Origin of the sequence: Massilia sp. LjRoot122 (genome assembly GCF_964252725.1) — a bacterium.
Taxonomy (GTDB): domain Bacteria; phylum Pseudomonadota; class Gammaproteobacteria; order Burkholderiales; family Burkholderiaceae_D; genus Telluria.
In genome coordinates, this window is sequence record NZ_CAXUPB020000001.1 from 391,917 (window position 1) to 410,560 (window position 18,644).

Below are 18,644 nucleotides of genomic sequence, written 5' to 3' on the forward strand. Positions count from 1 at the left end.
TACTTAAACCCCTGCTCTACATTGCGCCGCACAATCGCGGCGCATCCCGCATTTCGTCCCTTCATCCGCCGTTTTTTGCAGTCCGTCGCAGCCCGCTGGAGCCTTCGGGGCCCATTGGATACAGTGCATCCATCGACAGCCGCAATACATCAAGAAGCGGCCAACCAGCCAACCGAAGGAGCACGACAATGAACACCCTCAAGCACATGGAAGCCATCTTCATCGCCGCCCTGGTCCTCGCCGGCGCCAGCAGCTTCGCGCAGGCCGCCAACAGCCGCGCCGCCGAGGCCTACAACGCCCAGGTGTCGGTCGGCGATGCCCAGGTCGCCGTCGTGAAGGTAACGGCCAAGCGTCCGGCCTGACCCGGATATGCAGGCGAAAAAAAAGCCCGCTGTTGAGGCGGGCTTAAATCCAATTCTTTTCTGAGGAGAGTTGGAGGAGACAGGAGTTAGTATGCTGCGTTACAGCATATAAGTCCAATTTCCCTTTCGCATACTCGACATAAGTTTTGCGAATATCTCAGGTCGGAACGCAGTTGATGTTGATGTTGGTGACGTCGGCGTCGCCCATGGTGCCGGTCGGGTTCTCGACCGTGCAGACGCGGCCCTTCGGCTGGGTGACGATGGTCACGCCGTAGGTCTGGTTGTACGGTACCGACCCCGCCATGAAGTAGTCGAACGCAGCGCCCGTTGTGTTGGTTTCGGCTGGAATGATGATGGTCGAGCCGGTGGTGCTGCCGTTGGTCAGCACCAGGCCGGTATTGTCCTTGGTCAGCCCGGTGACCTTGCCGCCGATCCGGAATTCATTGATGAAGCACTCGAAGCGTGCGTTGATCGACGCCAGGCGGCCGGCCGTGTCGGCATTGCTCAGCGGGAAGAACTGGTGGACGCGGCAGTTCTGGTGCAGCGGCGGGCTGGACACCGTCACACTGTAGGTGTCGCCGTACTCGAGCTTGTTCGGGAAGCTGAAGGTGACCGGGTCGCCAGCCTTGGCGGGCGGGGCCAGGTTGATGCTGGTGCCGTTATTGGTGAGCACCATGCCCGGGTAGACCACGCCGTCGACGCTGCCGCCCACGGTGTAATCATCGTCGCCGCCGCCACCGCAGGATGCCAGGGTCACTGCCATTGCCAGCATGCTTGCCGGACGGATCAGGGAAAACGTCATGAAGGTTGCTCCAGTTTAAGTGCGGGGACCGCAGGTGACCGCCACATTGGTGATGTCGTTCGCGCCCACCGTGCCGGTGCCGTTGGCGACCGTGCAGGTCTGGTTGTCGGGCTGGGTCAGGATGGCGACGCCGTAGGGCGCATCTTCGTTGACCTTGGCCATGCTGAAGGAGGTGGCGCCCGCGGGAACCGGAACGCGGTCCGCGCCGTTGACCAGCACCAGGTTGTTGCCGACCAGGCCGGATACCGTGCCCTTCAGCTCATGCTGGCGGATGGTGCAGGTGATGCGGATGGTATTGATGCTGAACGCCACCTTGCCCTTGTTGTCCGTCGCCTGGCAGTCGGCCGCGTTGCTCGGGAAGCTCTTGATCGTGACGTTGTAGCTGGAATCGGTTTCCACCAGCTCCGGGAAATAGAACTCGCCGACGCCGCTGTTGGTCGGATTGATGGCCAGGTCGGCACCGCCGTTGTTCTGTACGACCAGGCCGGGCTTGGTCACGCCGGTGAAGGTGCCGCCGACATACAGGTCGCCATCGCTGCCGCCGCACGCGGACAGCGCCAGCGCGCATGCCAGTGCAGCCCCGGCACGCAGGTAGGAACTCTTCATAATTTCTCCAAAAAATCTGACTGGTGAACGTGCAAAGCGTGTGCAAGTGATCAGCGGACACGCAGTTGGACGCTCATCGCCCAACATTTATCGCCCAACATTTTAGTGCATTTGGCAAGCAGCTGGACGGTTTGCCTTTGTATCACGGTGTAACCGTCGGTATTTGGGATCCGGAACCGAGACCGATTGCTTTCTACGGGCGTGCTCGCTATGCTTGGACCAGCTACCCATCTCCCAATCGACCACGTCATGACGCAGCGCCGCCCCTGGCCCAAAGCAGTATTGTTCGACCTCGACGAGACCCTGTGGCCGATCGCCCCGGTGATCATCGAGGCCGAGCAGATCCTGTTCGCCTGGCTGCGCGCGCATGCGCCGCGGGTGGCGCAGCAGTACACGATCGAGACGCTGCGCCAGGCCCGGCTCGAGCTGCTGGCGCGCCAGCCCGAATTCCAGCTCGACCTGGGCGCCCTGCGCCGGGCCGGCCTGATCGCCGCCTTCGAGCAGGCCGGCGAGGATGCCGGCAAGGTGGAGCAGGCCATGGCCGAATTCTTCGCCGCCCGCAACGCGGTGATCCCCTATGACGACGTGCTGCCCGGCCTGCTGCGCCTGAAGGGCAGGGTGAAGATCGGCTCCGTCACCAACGGCAATGCCGACCTGCAGACGATCGGCCTGGCGCGCCATTTCGACGCTTCGGTGGCCGCGCCCAGCTTCGGTGTCGCCAAGCCGGACGTAAAGATCTTCCTGGAAGCCTGCCGGCTGCTGGATGTGGCGCCGCAGGAGGCGGTCTACGTGGGCGACGACCTGCGGCTCGACGTCTACGGCGCCCAGCGCGCCGGGCTGCGCGCGGTGTGGATGAACCGGACCGGCCAGGTGAACTACCTGCCGGATGAGGTCAAGCCCGACGCCGAGGTGCACAGCCTGGACGGATTGCTGGACTGGCTCAAGCGCGAGCACGACTGAACTGGCGCCGCGTCTACCAACGCGTGCATAATATGAGCATGCAACTCGAACCCCGCGCCCAGACCCTGCTCAAAGCCCTCGTCGAGCGCTACATCGCCGACGGCCAGCCCGTCGGATCGCGCGCGCTCTCGAAGATTTCCGGCCTCGACCTGTCGCCGGCCACGATCCGCAACATCATGGCCGACCTCGAGGAAATGGGCTACGTGTCCAGCCCGCACACCTCGGCCGGCCGGATTCCCACCCCGCGCGGCTACCGGCTGTTCGTCGATACCCTGCTCACCGTGCAGCACATCGACGAGCACGCGGTCGGCGCCCAGAACATGCGCCTGCCGAGCCATCATCCGCAGAAGCTCATCGCCAACGCGGCCCAGATGCTGTCCTCGCTGTCGACCTTCGCCGGGGTGGTGCAGAGCCCGCGGCGCGAATCGGTGTTCCAGCAGATCGAATTCCTCCGTTTGTCCGAAAAGCGCATCCTGCTGGTGATCGTCGACCCGCGCGGCGACGTCCAGAACCGGCTGCTGCTGACTGACGTCGACTACACGCCGGGGCAACTGATCCAGTCGGCCAATTACCTGAACCAGAACTACGCGGGACTCACCTTCGACGAGGTGCGCAAGCGCCTGGGCGGCGAGCTGCGCCAGCTGCGCGACGACATGGGCCGCCTGATGCAGGTGGCGGTGGAGGCGGGCAGCGAGGCGATGGCCGAGGGCGACGACATGGTGATCGCGGGCGAACGCAACCTGCTGTCGGTGTCGGACCTGTCGTCCAACATGAGCTCCTTGCGCCAGATGTTCGAGATGTTCGAGCAGAAGACCGGCCTGATGCAGCTGCTCGACGTGTCGAGCAAGGCGGGCGGGGTGCAGATCTTCATCGGCGGCGAGTCGAAGCTGGTGCCGATGGACGAAATGAGCGTGGTGACCGCGCCCTACGAGGTCAACGGCCGCATCGTCGGCACCCTGGGGGTGATCGGGCCGACGCGCATGGCCTATGAGCGCGTGATCCCGATCGTGGATATCACCGCGAAGCTGCTGTCGAATGCCCTGAGCCAGTCCTGAAGCGCGGCTGCCCCCGCATTGCGCCAGATCGCCTCCGCCCGGCTGTGCGCGGTGTACGGTGTATTCAACCGTACCCACGAAGGGAGTCTCCCATGTTGACCAGGACTTTGCGTGTGCCGGCGCTGCTCGGCATGAGCTTCCTTGCTGCCTGCGGCAGCGACGACAGGCCCGACAAGCCCGAGCCGCCGCTCGACCCGGACCTGGTCGCCGAGGGACGCAAGATTTTCCGCTTCGACAGCTTCGGCGACGAGGCGCGCTGGACCGATACCCTGCGCATGCACGAGGTCATCGCGGCGCAGGTGGACCCGGTCACGGCCCTGTCGGTCGGCCTGAAGGTCGATGCCGAGGCGCTGCCTCCCGCCGTCTTGCAAGGCATCAAGGATGGCAGCGTGGACCTGCGCAGCCCGCAAACCACGGTCACGCTGCTCAAGCTCAATGCGGTGGTGGGCCTGGTCGGCAAGGTCGAAACCGTGCACGGGAAGGACGTGCTCAAACGGGTCGGCACGACCTGCGCGCTGTGCCACTCCACCGTCGATAATGCATTTGCGCCCGGGATCGGCAAGCGTCTCGACGGCTGGGCCAACCGTGACCTGAACCCGGGGGCGATCATTGCGCTGTCGCCTGCGCTGAGCGCGGCCCAGAAGGCGGTCTACAATTCCTGGGGCAAGGGAAAGTACGATCCCCGCTTCAACCTGGACGGCATCAACGGCCCCGTGCTCATTCCCCCGGCGTACGGCCTGAAAGGCATCCACCGGATCACCTATACCGGCGACGGCGATGACGTCAGCTACTGGAACCGCTACGTGGCCGTCACCCAGATGGGCGGCCTGGGCAGCTTTTCCGACCCACGCATCGGCGTGGACGTGCGCAACGGCGAGGTCGACCTGGTCGGCCCCAAGCTGCCGGCCCTGCGGGCCTACCAGCTATCGCTCGAGGCGCCGCCAGCGCCGGCCCACAGTGTCGACGTGGCCGCGGCCGCGCGAGGCGCGCAGTTGTTCAGGGGAAAGGCACACTGCATCAGCTGCCACAGCGGAGAAAAATTCACGGACGCGAACCTGAGGCTGCATCCGGCCGCGGATGTGGTCAGCGAGCCGGAGCCCGGTGGCGCGCCCAGCTATGCCTCACGGTCGGCGACCAGGCAGTACCGGACCACGCCCTTGCGGGGCCTGTGGCAGCACCCGCCGTACTTTCACAACGGCAGCGCCGCCAGCACGGCGGACGTGGTGGCGGCCTATAACACGCGCAAGAGGCTGGGATTGAGTGCTGCGGAAATCTCGGACCTGGCCGAGTACCTCAAGTCCTTGTAAGACGGAGCGCGGCCGGACCGGCGGTCCGGCCTGCCGGGCGCTTAGTGCCGGTGCGGGCAGGCCGGCTTCACGCAATTCCCGTAGATCGCCAGCGAGTGCTCGGCGATCTTGAAACCGCGCTCCACGGCGATCTTGTGCTGGCGCGCTTCGATTTCTTCGTCGTAGAACTCTTCCACGTGGCCGCAGTCGAGGCAGACGAGGTGGTCGTGGTGCGAGCCGGCGTTCAGCTCGTAGATGGCCTTGCCGGTCTCGAAGTGGTTGCGGTTCAGCAGGCCGGCCTGCTCGAACTGGGTCAGCACGCGGTAGACGGTGGCCAGGCCGACGTCCATGTTGTCGGCCAGGAGGATTTTGTAGACATCTTCCGCCGTCAGGTGCCGAACGGAGCTGTTCTGGAAGATTTCCAGGATTTTCAGTCGTGGCAAAGTTGCCTTCAGGCCGCTGGCTTTCAGGTCGGTAGGGTTGTTACTCATGGCGGTTACTCATCTTGTTGCTCGTAGTTTGGCATAGTGCTTTATGATATAGCGTTTTGGAGCTCCCGCTCAAACGTTTTGAGGTTACCTATGCGCGTCAAACAAGCCGTTCTCCACCGATTTTCAAGCCGGGCAGCCCTCGCGGCCGGCCTTGCATGCACGCTGATGCTGTCCGGCTGCGCCGCCTGGCGCAACCAGACGCGTCCCGCGCCGCCGGTGAGCACGGACGCGGCGGCAGTCTCCGCCGACGCACAGAAGTCGGCCGCCGCCGCCAATGCGGGCGCCCAGACCGTCCAGGCCACCAAGCTGCAGAAGTTCTTCTGGATCTTCTCGCCCTACCGCCCCGACATCCAGCAGGGTAACTTCGTCTCGCAGGAGATGCTGGCCCAGCTGAAGGTCGGCCAGTCGCGCGACCAGGTGCGCTTCATCCTCGGTTCCCCTCTGCTGAACGACGTGTTCCACGAAGACCGCTGGGACTACCCCTTCTACCTCGCGCGCGGCAACGGCGAGCTGACCACCAGCCGCGTCACCGTGTTCTTCAAGGACGACAAGGTCGAGCGCTTCGAAGGCGGCAACCTGCCGACCGAGCGCGAATACATCGACCGCATCGCCGGTCCGGCCAAGGTGAGCAACAAGGCCAAGCCGGAATCGCGTCCGGTCGAACCGGCCAAGGTCGGCGGCGCTCCGGTCATTCAGCCATGAACTGCGCAGCCATGAACGCATTGAAAATCGCCGTCGCCGGCGCCGACGGCCGCATGGGCCGCATGCTGGTCGACGCCATTGGCGCCGCGCCGGACGCCGTGCTGGCGGGCGCACTGGGCCTGGCCGGCTCGCCCTCGATCGGCATGGACGCGGGTGCCTTCTCGGGCCAGCTGACCGGCGTGGTCATCCAGTCCGACCTGGCGGCCGGCCTGAAAGATGCCGACGTCCTGATCGACTTCACCCGTCCGGAAGGCACGCTGCAGCACCTGGAATACTGCGTCGCCAACAATGTGCAGCTGGTGATCGGCACCACCGGTTTCGACGAAGCCGGCAAGGCCGCGATCCGCGCCGCCGGCGAGAAGATCGGCATCGTGTTCGCCCCGAACATGAGCGTGGGCGTGAACGTCACCCTCAAGCTGCTCGAAATGGCGGCGAAGAGCTTCAGCGAAGGCTACGACATCGAGATCGTCGAAGCGCACCACCGCCACAAGGTGGACGCGCCGAGCGGCACCGCGCTGAAGATGGGCGAAGTGATCGCCGACGCGCTGGGCCGCGACCTGAAGGAATGCGCCGTCTACGGCCGCGAAGGCGTGACCGGCGAGCGCGACCCGTCCACCATCGGCTTCGCCACCGTGCGCGGCGGCGACGTGGTGGGCGACCACACCGTGATGTTCCTCGGTACCGGCGAGCGCATCGAGATCAGCCACAAGTCGAGCAGCCGCGTCACCTACGCCCACGGCGCCCTGCGCGCCGCACGTTTCCTGGCGGGCAAGCCGAATGGCCTGTTCGACATGCACGACGTGCTGGGCCTGAAGGGCTGATCATGGCAGTCGCGGAACTGAACGGCGCGGCCATCGTCGACGAGGCCTCCTTCCATGCCGAGAGCCGGCGTGCGTTCGGCTTTCCCGAGTCGTATGCCGACAGCATCGACGCCTGGGTCGACTGCATGAGCTACCTGCGCGACGAAGAGAACATGACCAAGTTCCGGCTCAAGCCGAACGAGGTGCTGGAAATCGTCGTGGCGGATGCCGACAAGATGAAGGCGGCCGTGCCCGATCTGCTGGAAGAGATCGCGTTTTGCATCGGCGGCATCAACGAGCGTTACGAGGATTACGGCGAGAAGCCGGCGCTGGAACTGGTGCTGCGCTAAAGCCGGCCGGCGCCATCCCCGACCGCCATCCCTGCCACGGCAGGCATGGCGGTTTTTCATTTTTGCATTGCAGTATAATGTCCGGTTCCACCCCTCCATTACGTCTGCAGAAATCATGCAAGAAAAATATAGTCCAGCCGAAGTAGAACAGGCCGCCCAGGCCTACTGGAAGTCGATCGACGCCTATAAGGCCGTCGAACACGACCCGCGTTTCCCAAAAGGCAAGTATTACGCCTGCTCGATGCTGCCTTACCCGTCGGGCAAGCTGCACATGGGTCACGTGCGCAACTATACGATCAATGACGTGATGTACCGCTACCTGCGGATGAACGGCTACAACGTGCTGATGCCGATGGGCTGGGATGCCTTCGGCATGCCGGCCGAGAATGCGGCGATGGCGAACAACGTGCCCCCTAGCGAGTGGACCTATTCGAACATCGCCCACATGCGCGGGCAGATGGAATCGATGGGCCTGGCTATCGACTGGTCGCGCGAGATGACCGCCTGCAAGCCGGAATACTACAAGTGGAACCAGTGGATGTTCCTCAAGATGCTCGAGAAGGGCATCATCTACCAGAAGACCGGCACCGTGAACTGGGACCCGGTGGACCAGACCGTGCTGGCGAATGAACAGGTGGTGGATGGCCGCGGCTGGCGTTCGGGCGCACTGATCGAGAAGCGCGAGATCCCGATGTACTACGTGCGCATCACCGAGTACGCGGACGAGCTGCTGGACTACGTGGACAACAAGCTGCCGGGCTGGCCGGAGCGCGTGCGCATCATGCAGGCCAACTGGATCGGCAAGTCGACCGGTGTGCGCTTCGCCTTCCCGCACGTGATCATGGACGAAGCCGGTGAGCTGATCAACGAAGGCAAGCTGTACGTCTTCACCACCCGCGCCGACACCATCATGGGCGTGACCTTCTGCGCCGTGGCGGCCGAGCACCCGCTGGCCCAGCACGCCGCAAAGAACAACCCGGAACTGCAGGCCTTCATCGCCGAGTGCAAGCTGGGCTCCGTGATCGAAGCCGACATGGCGACGATGGAGAAGAAGGGCATGCCGACCGGCCTGTCCGTCACCCACCCGGTCACCGGCGAACAAGTGCCGGTCTGGGTCGGCAATTACGTCCTGATGACCTACGGCGACGGCGCCGTGATGGGCGTGCCGGCCCACGACGAGCGCGACTTCGGCTTCGCCAAGAAGTATGACCTGCCGATCAAGCAGGTAGTCGCCGTCGAAGGCCAGGAGTTCTCGCTGGACGGCTGGCAGGAGTGGTACGGCGACAAGGAGCAGGGCAAGACCATCAATTCGGGCAAGTACGACGGCCTCGATTACATCGCCGCCGTCAATGCGGTGGCGGGCGACCTGGCCGCGCAAGGCCTGGGGGACAAGAAGGTCACCTTCCGCCTGCGCGACTGGGGCATCTCGCGCCAGCGCTACTGGGGCACCCCGATCCCGATGATCCACTGCGGCGACTGCGGCGCCGTGCCGGTTCCCGAGCAGGACCTGCCGGTCGTGCTGCCGGAACACCTGGTCCCGGACGGCACCGGCAACCCGCTCAACAAGGACGAAAGCTTCCTGGCCTGCTCCTGCCCGAAGTGCGGCAAGCCGGCGCGCCGCGAGACCGACACGATGGACACCTTCATCGACTCGTCCTGGTACTACATGCGCTATACCTCGCCGGGTTCGAACGACAAGATGGTCGACGAGCGCAACGACTACTGGATGCCGATGGACCAGTACATCGGCGGCATCGAGCATGCCGTCATGCACCTGCTGTACGCGCGTTTCTGGACCAAGGTGATGCGCGACTTCGGCCTGCTGAAGTTCGACGAGCCTTTCGTCAACCTGCTGACCCAGGGCATGGTGCTGAACGAGACCTACTACCGCGAGGACGCGTCCAGCAAGAAGACCTGGTTCAACCCGGCCGACGTCGAACTCACCTTCGACGACAAGGGCCGCCCGCAGAGCGCGGTGCTGAAATCGGACGGCCAGCCGGTCCAGATCGGCGGCACCGAGAAGATGTCGAAGTCGAAGAACAACGGCATCGACCCGCAGGCACAGATCGAGCAGTACGGCGCGGATACCGCGCGCCTGTTCACCATGTTCGCCTCGCCGCCGGAGCAGACCCTGGAGTGGTCGAACAGCGGCGTCGAAGGTGCGAGCCGCTTCCTGCGCCGCGTCTGGGCCTATGGCTACGCGCAGCGCGAGCGCATTGCATCGGCACTCAAGGGCCAGCAGCAAGGCGCGCTGGACGATGCCCAGAAGACCCTGCGCCGCGAAGTGCACAAGGTGCTGCAGCAGGCAGACTACGACCTGAAGCGCATCCAGTACAACACGGTCGTCTCGGCCTGCATGAAGATGCTCAATACCCTGGAGTCGAGCAAGCTGGCCGAAGGCGTGGCGAGCGATGCGGTGATCGCGGAAGGCTTCTCGATCTTCCTGCGCCTGCTGAATCCGGTGGCGCCGCACATCACCCACGCCCTGTGGCAGGACCTGGGCTATGCCACGGTCTACGGCGACATCCTCAACGTGCAGTGGCCGGAAGTCGACCCGGCCGCGCTGGAACAGTCCGAGATCGAACTGATGATCCAGGTGAACGGCAAGCTGCGCGGCTCGGTGAAGGTGGCCAAGGATGCCGACAAGGCGAGCATCGAAACCGCCGCGCTGGCCGAGGAATCGGTGCAGAAGTTCATCGAAGGCACGCCGAAGAAGGTCATCGTCGTCCCCGGTAAACTCGTCAACATCGTGGTGTAAGCGATGAGGACCATCGTGGTGCGTATGTTCGTGGCGCTGCTTGCAGCGGCAACCCTGGCGGGTTGCGGCTTCAAGCTGCGCGGCTCGGGCGACCAGTACAACATGCCCTTCCAGAGCATCTACCTGGCCTTCCCCGAGACCTCGCCGCTGGGCACTGAGCTCAAGCGCAACCTGCGCGCGGGCGACAACGTGCGCATCGAGGACGACGCGTCGAAGGCGCAGGCCCTGTTCGACGTGCTGTCCGAGTCGCGCGGCAAGGCCATCCTGTCGCTGAACAGCCTGGGCCGGGTGCGTGAGTACTCGCTGAGCTACACCCTGGTGTTCCGCGTGCGCGATGCCAACAACAAGGAACTGCTGGGACCGACCGAGATCACCCTGCGCCGCAACATCGCCTTCGACGAATCGCAGGTGCTGGCCAAGGAATCGGAAGAGCAGCTCCTGTACCGCGACATGCAGGCCGACCTGGTGCAGCAGATCATGCGCCGCCTGGCCGCCATCAAACCGATTTGAACCCGAGCCATGCAACTGCGGCCTGAGGCCCTCGAGGGCCACCTGGCCAAGGGCCTCGCGCCCTTGTACGTGATCACCAGCGACGAGCACCTGCTCGCGCTGGAAGCGGCCGACCGTATTCGCAAGACCGCGCGCGCCCAGGGCTACACCGAGCGCGACGTGCTCACGGTCGAGCGTAACTTCAAGTGGGGCGAGCTGCTGGCGTCGAACCAGGCCATGTCCCTGTTCGGCGACAAGAAGCTGATCGAGCTGCGCATCCCGAGCGGCAAGCCGGGCAAGGACGGCAGCGCGGCCCTGCAGGCCTATGCGAAGGACCTCGGTCCCGACAACCTGACCCTGATCACCCTGCCCAAGCTGGACTGGCAGACCGCCAAGGCCTCGTGGGTGGCGGCGCTGCAGCAGGCCGCGGTCTACATCGAGATCCCGAACGTGGAACGCCCCGCATTGCCGGGCTGGATCGGCATGCGCCTCTCCGCGCAGGGCCAGAGCGCCGAGCGCCAGAGCCTGGACTTCATTGCCGACCGCGTCGAAGGCAACCTGCTGGCGGCGCACCAGGAAATCCAGAAGCTCGGCCTGCTCTACGAGCCGGGCAAGCTGAGTTTCGAGCAGGTGCATGACGCCGTGCTGAACGTGGCGCGCTACGACGTGTTCAAGCTGTCCGAAGCCATGTTGCAGGGCGACCCGGCGCGCCTGGCGCGCATGCTCGACGGCCTGAAAGGCGAGGGCGAGGCCCTGCCCCTGGTTTTGTGGGCCGTCAGTGAAGAAATCCGCACGCTGCTAAAATTGAAATCCGGGATGGCGCAGGGCCGTCCGCTGGGCGCGCTGCTGAAGGAATACCGCATCTGGGGTCCACGCGAGCGGATGATGGAGCCGGCGCTGAGGCGCGTGTCCGTTGCCACGCTGGAAGCGGCCCTGCAAGAGGCGGCGCAGGTCGACCGCATGGTCAAGGGCCTGCGCGCGAAAGCGTTTGCCGGGGACGCGTGGGATGCCATGCTCCAGCTGGCGCTCAGAGTTGCGCGGTAACGGATCACGTTCATCGTAGGGTGGGCGGGTCTCCCGCCCACGCGTCCAACCGGCTGCTGCGTTACTCAACTGCTGTTTGAACGCGTGGGCGGCAAAGCCGCCCACCCTACGAAAACCGAAACGGGCTACACGATGGACATCACCGAACACATGCACTCCATGGGCCGCAAGGCCCGTGCCGCTTCGCGCGCGATGGCGCGCGCCGACGGCGTCACCCGCAACCGCGCGCTGCTCCTGATCGCCGAGGCCATCGAGCGCGATGCGGACGTGCTGCGCGCCGCCAACCAGCAGGACATGGAAGCTGCCCGCGCCGGCGGCCTGGAACCGGCGCTGCTCGACCGCCTGGCGCTGTCCGACAGCGCCATCACGACCATGGTCGAGGGACTGCGCCAGATCGTCACCTTGCCGGATCCGGTCGGCGAGATCACCAACATGAAGTCGCGCCCGAGCGGCATCCAGGTCGGCCAGATGCGGGTGCCGCTGGGCGTCATCGGCATCATCTACGAAGCCCGTCCGAACGTGACGGTGGACGCGGCCGGCCTGTGCATCAAGAGCGGCAACGCGGCCATCCTGCGCGGCGGTTCGGAAGCGATCCACTGCAACCGTGCGCTGGCCAAACTGGTGAGCGAAGGCCTGCAGGGCGCCGGCCTGCCGCTGGACGCGGTGCAGGTGGTCGACACGACCGACCGCGCCGCCGTCGGCGCCCTGATCACCATGCCGCAGTACGTGGACGTGATCGTCCCGCGCGGCGGCAAGGGCCTGATCGCGCGCCTGATGGAAGAGTCGACCGTCCCGATGATCAAGCACCTGGACGGCATCTGCCACGTGTATATCGACGACAAGGCCGACATCGCCAAGGCGCTGCCGGTGGCCTTCAACGCCAAGTGCCACCGCTACGGCACCTGCAACACCATGGAAACGCTGCTGGTCGCCCGTGCGATCGCGCCAACCGTGCTGCCGCAGCTGGCGGAGCTGTACCAGACCAAGGAGGTCGAGCTGCGCGCGGATGCCGAGGCGCATGCGATCCTGGCCGGCTATCCGTACCTGGCGCATGCGACCGAACAGGACTGGAGCACCGAATACCTGGCGCCGATCCTGGCGATCCGCGTGGTGGAAGGGCTGGACGGGGCGATCGACCACATCAACACCTGGTCGTCGAAGCACACGGAAGCCATCATCACCGAAGACTACAGTGCCGCCCTGCGTTTCCTGCGCGAGGTGGATTCCGCCTCGGTGATGGTGAACGCCTCGACGCGTTTCGCCGACGGCTTCGAATACGGGCTGGGCGCGGAGATCGGCATCTCGAACGACAAGCTGCACGCACGCGGGCCGGTCGGGCTGGAAGGACTGACCTCACTGAAGTACGTCGTGTTCGGGCACGGCGAAGTGCGCAGCTAAACAGGAACGAGAACCGCATGTACCTCTGGATCAAGGCCCTGCACATCGTCTTCATCGCGTCCTGGTTCGCCGGACTGTTCTACTTGCCGCGCATCTTCGTCAACCTGGCCCAGGAAACCAACCCGGCCGCGCTCGAGCGCCTGCTGGGCATGGGACGCCGCCTGTACCGCTTCACCACCATCCTGGCCGTGCCGGCGCTGCTGCTGGGCCTCTGGCTGTGGCTGGGCTACGGGATCCAGGGCGGCTGGCTGCACGCGAAGCTCGCGCTCGTGCTGCTGGTGATCGGCTACCATCATGCCTGCGGATCGCTGCTCAGGAAATTCGAGCGCGGGGCGAACGTGCGCAGCCATAAGTGGTATCGCTACTTCAATGAAGTGCCGGTGCTGTTGTTGCTGGCGATTGTGGTTTTGGTGGTGGTGAAGCCGTTCTAAGAGTTAGCTGTAGAACGTCATCCCGGCGAAGGCCGGGATCCAAGTTCGTCGATCCGCCGCGAACGTCAAATTAGGTTCCGGCCTTCGCAGGAACGACGGTTTTTCAGTTAGCGGTACTGATACTGCTAACTTGCTTATAAGTTTTATTAACGGACAAAGGGTACCCCTCATGGCCTCATACTTTTGCCCATGCCCGCGCGGCATGGAAGCGGCACTTGCCGAAGAACTGGGCGAAATCGCCCAGCAAAGCACCACGATGAAGGTGCACAACCAGGTGCCGGGCGGCGTGCACTGCTCCGGCGCGATGCTGGACGCCTACCGCATCAACCTGCACTCGCGCATCGCCTCGCGCGTCCTGATGCGCATGGGGCAGCGCAGCTACAACAACGAAAACGACATCTACGACCTGGTGCTCGAGCAGCCCTGGGAAGACTGGTTCGGCGTCAACCACACCATCCGCGTCGACGTCACCGCGGTGAAATCCCCGCTGAAGAGCCTCGAATTCACCACGCTGAAGATCAAGGATGCCGTCTGCGACCGCTTCCGCGACCAGTTCAACAAGCGTCCTTCGGTCGACACCCGCGAGCCGGACATGCGCATCGTCGGCTTCCTCGACCAGCGCAACTTCATCATCTACCTCGACACCTCGGGCGAAGCGCTGTTCAAGCGCGGCTGGCGTGAAGAGACGGGCGACGCGCCGCTGCGCGAGAACCTGGCCGCCGGCATGCTGCGCGTGGCCGGCTGGAAGCCGGGCGTGCCGCTGTTCGATCCGATGTGCGGCTCCGGCACCATCCTGGTCGAAGCGGCCCAGATGGTACAGGGCATTCCGCCAGGTGCGCGCCGCCGCTTCGCCTTCGAGAAGTTCGCCGACTTCGACCGCGAGGCCTGGGCGGCGATGAAGGCCGAGATCAAGCCGAATCCGCTGCCGAGCGAGCCGACCATCTTCGGCTCCGACATCTCGGGCGACATGGTCGCCATGACCCGCCACAACCTGAAGATCGCCGGCATCCTGTTCGAGGTGCCGCTCAAGCAGATCGAGGCCCAGCACGTGTCGCCGCCGACGGAACAGCCGGGCATCCTGCTCACCAATCCGCCCTACGGCGAGCGCATCGGCGTGCGCGGCGACTCCACCGTCCCGCAGGACGAGATGGCGGTGTCCTTCTATTCCGCGCTCGGCACCACGCTCAAGCAGCGCTTCGCCGGCTGGACCGCCTTCCTGTTCACGGCCGATTTGCAGCTGCCCAAGCTGCTGCGCCTGAAGGAGTCGCGCAAGACCCCGTTCTTCAACGGCGCGCTGGAATGCCGCCTGTTCCGCTTCGACATGGTGGCCGGCTTCAATCGCCGCGAGGAAGCCAAGCCAAAACAGGAGCAATAAGCCCCGATGCTGCCGCCGACCGAACCCGACGACTTGCCCAAGGATCCGGTCACCCCGGTTCCGTTGCCCCCGCCGCACAAGATCGCGATGCTCACGGCCGGCGGCCTGGCTACGCTGCTGGCCGCGCTGTCGATGCTGGGACCGTTCTCGATCGACGCCTACCTGCCGGCCTTCCCGCAGATCCGCGCCGATCTGAATGCCTCGGCACTGGAAGTGCAGCAGACGCTCACCGCCTACATGCTGGCCTTCGCCGGCATGGTGCTGTGGCATGGCGCGCTGTCGGATGCCTTCGGCCGGCGCAACGTGATCCTGTTCGCGCTGGTCGTGTTCGCGATCGGCACCTTCGGCTGCGCGGCGGCCAGTTCGGTGCACTACCTGTGGGTGTTCCGCATCATGCAGGGCGTGTCCGCGGGGGCGGGCGTGGTGGTGGGCCGCGCCATCATCCGCGACCTGTATTCGGACGCGGCGGCGGCAAGGCTGCTGTCGATGGTGACCATGATCTTCTCGATCGCCCCGGCCATCGCGCCGGTGCTGGGCGGCTGGATCGTGAGCTTCTTCGACTGGCGCGCGATCTTCCTCGCGTTGTGCGTCTACACCGTGGCGCTGGGCTGGTTCTCGTGGAAGCACCTGCCCGAGACCGTGCCGGTGGAGAAGCGCCAGCCCTTCAATCCGCGCTTCCTGGCCCAGAGCTATGGCGCCATCTTCAGCTCCTTCCTGTTCCACATGAAGGCGGGCGTGGTGGCGATGAACTTCGCCGGCCTGTTCCTGTACATCGCGGCGGCGCCGGTACTGCTGCCCGAGCACCTGGGCCTGGGCCCGTCGCAGTTCGCCTGGCTGTTCGTGCCGACCGTGAGCGGGATCTTCCTGGGTGCACTGGCGGCCAACCGCATGGCGGGCAAGCTGAGCTTCGCGCGCCAGATCCGTGTCGGCTTCTTCTTCATGCTGGGGGCGATCACCTTCAATGTGGCTTACCACAGCTTCCTGCCGCCGTCGCTGCCCTGGAGCGTGGCGCACATGTTCTTCTTCACCTTCGGCAGCTCGATCATCGCGCCGGGGGCGACCCTGCTGGCGCTCGACCTGTTCCCGCACATCCGCGGCACCGTGGCTTCCTGCCAGTCCTTCGTCACCACGCTGATGGGCGCGATCGTGGCCGGCGTGATCGCGCCGATGCTGTCGCACTCGGTGCTGGCGCTGGCGCTTGGCCAGGCCGGCTTCGCGCTGCTGGCGCTAAGTTTCTGGGCCACGGCGCGGCGCTACCGGCGCCAGAAGATCCGCGACGGGCACCCGATGCCCTGATGAAATAAAATTACACGTATGCATGCATATTGAAATACTATTTCGCCTGTTCGGGAATTGTCGGGTTGCGTCTATAGCTCTAGAGCGACATCCCGACAACACTTTTTACAGAAAGTATTGTTCCCGATCAGAAATGTCTATATGCTAAGATAAGTTTTTCGTGCCTAGAACAAACCTCGAAACATTGTTCTGTTTGGTAGATGAAAAAGCAAGACTGTGTGGCAGCCCGTCCTGGGCTGCCTCAGCTAACCCACAAGCGGCCACGTTTGAGACCATGCAACCATCGGATCAGGATATTCGCAATCGCCTGCTGATTGCCCGTCTGCCGGCCATGCCGCAGATCCTCGTGCGTCTCATCGAACACCTGCAGGCCGACGACCTCGGCATGCCGGAACTGGCCGCCCTGATCTCGAAGGATGCCGGCATGACCGGCAAGCTGCTGGCGGTCGCCAACAGTTCGGCCTACCAGCGCCATCACCGCAACGTCAACCTCGAGCAGTCGCTGGTCGCCCTCGGCACCGACATGATCAAGACCCTGGTCATCAGCGACTCGGTATTCCAGACCTTTAACAACTTCCCGCATTCGGGCAGTACCGACCTGCGCGCCTTCTGGAAGAACTCCTTGAGCGCGGCCGTGATCGCGAAGGAGATCGCGCGCCTGGTCGACTACCCGCACCTGGAAGAAGCCTACCTGGCCGGCCTGCTGCACAACGTCGGCCGCCTCGCGCTGCTGGCCACGGCGCCCAAGGAATACGCCTTCAACTTCACCGCGCGCGACGACGAGGACCTGTGCGCCGTCGAGCAGCGCACCCTGCAGATCACCCATGCCGAAGCCGGCGCCTGGCTGATCGAGCGCTGGCAGCTCGATTCCTTCCTGGCCGACGCGGTGCTGTACCACCACGAAGCCAGCGACCGCATCGAGTCGGCCCATCCCCTGATCCGCATCGTGCGCCTGGCGCACGTGCTGTCCAGCCATGCGGGCGAGGAGCCGGTCGTGCGCGACGCCGCCGCCCTGTGCGGCCTCGACGCCGAGCAGGTCGGCAGGCTGCTCGACGGCGCCGCGCGCCAGGTCGACAAGGCCGCCGCCCACCTGGGCATCGACCTGGCCGGCGCCGACGACATCCCGGCGCCGCCGGCCTATGCGCCGCCGGCGCTCGACCCGGTGCAGCAGCGCCTGTCCGAGGAGGTGCGCAACATGGTGCTGGTCTCGGAAGTGGGCCAGAGCTTCGCGCGCCAGCAGGGCGAATCCGGCCTGCTGGAAGCGATGACGCGCTCGGCGCGCATCCTGTTCGACTTCGGCAGCGCCGTGGTCCTGCTCGAGAACCCGACCGGGCACGCGCTGGTCGGCGCGCCCACCCAGGGCAGCCAGCGCATCGCCGAATTCGCCGTGCCGCTGGCCAAGGGCGGCGCGATCGCCAAGAGCGCGCTGGAGCGCCGCCCGGCCTTCATCGGCAGCGACGGCGACTCGCTCGGCCTGGCCGAGGAACAGTTGCTGCGCATGCTCGGCACCGACAGCCTGGTGTGCGTGCCGCTGGTCGCCGGCGCGCGCTGCCTGGGCGTCCTGATCGGCGGCATCGCCAGCTGGCAGGTCCCGGTCTGCCAGCGGCGCGAGCGCTTCATGCAGTCCTTCGGGGCGCAGGCCGCCACCGCGCTGGAAAACATGCTGTCCGAGCGCGGCCATGCACGGCGCCAGCTCGCCCACGTGGCCGAGGAATACCGCGAGGCCTCGCGCCGCGTGGTGCACGAGGTGAACAACCCGCTGTCGATCATCAAGAACTACCTGAGTGTCCTCGACAGCAAGCTGGCGCGCCAGGAACCGGTGAGCAGCGAGATGTCGATCCTGAACGAAGAGATCGACCGCGTCGGCCAGCTGGTCAGCAGCCTGGCCGACCTCAAGCCGGTCGACACCGGCCCGCGCCCGACCGACGTCGCCAAGGTGGTGGACGAGGTGCAGCGCCTGTTCCGCAGTACCGGCTTCGTCCCCAGCACGGTCGACATCAACGTCACCATGCACGAGGAAGCGACCCGCATCGAGGGCGACGCCGACGTGCTCAAGCAGATCCTGGTGAACCTGGTGAAGAACGCGATCGAGGCGCTCGGCACGACCGGCGGCCGCGTGGAGATCGTCAACCGCGGCCACGTCAACCGCGAGCGCCAGCTGTACCTGGAACTGGTCGTCAGCGACAACGGTCCCGGCCTGTCGCGCGAGGTGCTGACCCATCTGTTCTCGCCGGTGAAGAGCACCAAGGACGGCGCCCACCACGGACTGGGCCTGTCGATCGTCCACAGCCTGGTCAAGAAACTGGGCGGCCACATCGCCTGCCGCAGCGGCCGCAGCGGCACTGCATTCGAAATTCTCCTGCCGGCGTGGTCCGGCGCCGGCACCGCCGCGACGCCGGTCGCGCTGCCGGCCCGCGCGCTGGGCTCTGCATAAAGTCA

Annotated in this window: 18 protein-coding genes; 15 read left to right on the forward strand and 3 right to left on the reverse strand. The window is 65.2% G+C overall.

Going from position 1 to position 18,644, the window contains the following annotated elements; genetic code table 11:
* The first annotated feature begins 188 nt into the window (after nt 1-188).
* Nucleotides 189-362, forward strand: a complete 174-nt coding sequence (locus ACSQ25_RS01745; RefSeq protein WP_436103992.1) for a hypothetical protein — start codon at nt 189-191, stop codon at nt 360-362.
* A gap of 157 nt (nt 363-519) precedes the next feature.
* Here the strand turns inward: ACSQ25_RS01745 and ACSQ25_RS01750 are convergent, their stop codons facing one another.
* Both ACSQ25_RS01750 and ACSQ25_RS01755 read right to left on the reverse strand, forming a co-directional pair.
* A complete protein-coding gene (locus ACSQ25_RS01750; protein ID WP_436103993.1) occupies nt 520-1,164 on the reverse strand; it encodes a hypothetical protein in 645 nt (214 codons plus the stop codon).
* A gap of 15 nt (nt 1,165-1,179) precedes the next feature.
* Entirely contained in the window at nt 1,180-1,770 is a 591-nt protein-coding gene (locus ACSQ25_RS01755) for a hypothetical protein (RefSeq protein WP_436103994.1), read from the reverse strand.
* 249 nt (nt 1,771-2,019) lie between these two features.
* On the opposite strand from ACSQ25_RS01755, the gene ACSQ25_RS01760 reads away from it, so the two are divergent.
* The 3 genes from ACSQ25_RS01760 (at nt 2,020) to ACSQ25_RS01770 (ending at nt 5,092) form a co-directional block, all read left to right on the forward strand.
* Complete coding sequence (locus ACSQ25_RS01760; protein ID WP_436103995.1) at nt 2,020-2,730, forward strand: HAD family hydrolase; 711 nt, start codon at nt 2,020-2,022, stop codon at nt 2,728-2,730.
* 38 nt (nt 2,731-2,768) lie between these two features.
* Entirely contained in the window at nt 2,769-3,785 is a 1,017-nt protein-coding gene (gene hrcA / locus ACSQ25_RS01765) for a heat-inducible transcriptional repressor HrcA (protein ID WP_436103996.1), read from the forward strand.
* A 92-nt stretch (nt 3,786-3,877) separates the two neighbouring features.
* The gene (locus ACSQ25_RS01770; protein WP_436103997.1) at nt 3,878-5,092 is read left to right on the forward strand and encodes a c-type cytochrome; all 1,215 of its coding nucleotides are present in this window, start codon (nt 3,878-3,880) and stop codon (nt 5,090-5,092) included.
* A 41-nt stretch (nt 5,093-5,133) separates the two neighbouring features.
* On the opposite strand, the gene fur is transcribed toward ACSQ25_RS01770, so the two are convergent.
* A complete protein-coding gene (gene fur / locus ACSQ25_RS01775) occupies nt 5,134-5,562 on the reverse strand; it encodes a ferric iron uptake transcriptional regulator (protein WP_027866534.1) in 429 nt (142 codons plus the stop codon).
* A 90-nt stretch (nt 5,563-5,652) separates the two neighbouring features.
* Between fur and ACSQ25_RS01780 the strand changes: the two genes are divergently transcribed.
* The 11 genes from ACSQ25_RS01780 (at nt 5,653) to ACSQ25_RS01830 (ending at nt 18,639) form a co-directional block, all read left to right on the forward strand.
* Nucleotides 5,653-6,264, forward strand: a complete 612-nt coding sequence (locus tag ACSQ25_RS01780) for an outer membrane protein assembly factor BamE (protein WP_436103998.1) — start codon at nt 5,653-5,655, stop codon at nt 6,262-6,264.
* A gap of 11 nt (nt 6,265-6,275) precedes the next feature.
* A complete protein-coding gene (gene dapB, locus ACSQ25_RS01785; protein WP_436103999.1) occupies nt 6,276-7,085 on the forward strand; it encodes a 4-hydroxy-tetrahydrodipicolinate reductase in 810 nt (269 codons plus the stop codon).
* A gap of 2 nt (nt 7,086-7,087) precedes the next feature.
* Nucleotides 7,088-7,414, forward strand: coding sequence for a barstar family protein (locus tag ACSQ25_RS01790; protein WP_436104000.1), 327 nt, complete (start codon nt 7,088-7,090; stop codon nt 7,412-7,414).
* A 115-nt stretch (nt 7,415-7,529) separates the two neighbouring features.
* Entirely contained in the window at nt 7,530-10,172 is a 2,643-nt protein-coding gene (gene leuS, locus ACSQ25_RS01795) for a leucine--tRNA ligase (protein ID WP_436104001.1), read from the forward strand.
* 3 nt (nt 10,173-10,175) lie between these two features.
* The gene (locus ACSQ25_RS01800; protein ID WP_436104002.1) at nt 10,176-10,682 is read left to right on the forward strand and encodes an LPS assembly lipoprotein LptE; all 507 of its coding nucleotides are present in this window, start codon (nt 10,176-10,178) and stop codon (nt 10,680-10,682) included.
* Nucleotides 10,683-10,691: 9 nt separating this feature from the next.
* Nucleotides 10,692-11,705: a DNA polymerase III subunit delta gene (holA, locus tag ACSQ25_RS01805; RefSeq protein WP_436104003.1), complete on the forward strand. Its 1,014-nt coding sequence runs from the start codon at nt 10,692-10,694 to the stop codon at nt 11,703-11,705.
* A gap of 132 nt (nt 11,706-11,837) precedes the next feature.
* Complete coding sequence (locus ACSQ25_RS01810; protein ID WP_436104004.1) at nt 11,838-13,103, forward strand: glutamate-5-semialdehyde dehydrogenase; 1,266 nt, start codon at nt 11,838-11,840, stop codon at nt 13,101-13,103.
* A 17-nt stretch (nt 13,104-13,120) separates the two neighbouring features.
* Nucleotides 13,121-13,534: a CopD family protein gene (locus ACSQ25_RS01815; protein WP_436104005.1), complete on the forward strand. Its 414-nt coding sequence runs from the start codon at nt 13,121-13,123 to the stop codon at nt 13,532-13,534.
* Between the two features lie 169 nt (nt 13,535-13,703).
* Entirely contained in the window at nt 13,704-14,909 is a 1,206-nt protein-coding gene (locus ACSQ25_RS01820) for a THUMP domain-containing class I SAM-dependent RNA methyltransferase (RefSeq protein WP_436104006.1), read from the forward strand.
* 6 nt (nt 14,910-14,915) lie between these two features.
* Nucleotides 14,916-16,205: a multidrug effflux MFS transporter gene (locus tag ACSQ25_RS01825; protein ID WP_436104007.1), complete on the forward strand. Its 1,290-nt coding sequence runs from the start codon at nt 14,916-14,918 to the stop codon at nt 16,203-16,205.
* 274 nt (nt 16,206-16,479) lie between these two features.
* Nucleotides 16,480-18,639 carry an HDOD domain-containing protein gene (locus tag ACSQ25_RS01830; protein ID WP_436104008.1) on the forward strand — a complete coding sequence of 720 codons (2,160 nt, stop codon included), beginning with the start codon at nt 16,480-16,482 and terminating at the stop codon, nt 18,637-18,639.
* Nucleotides 18,640-18,644: the final 5 nt, after the last annotated feature.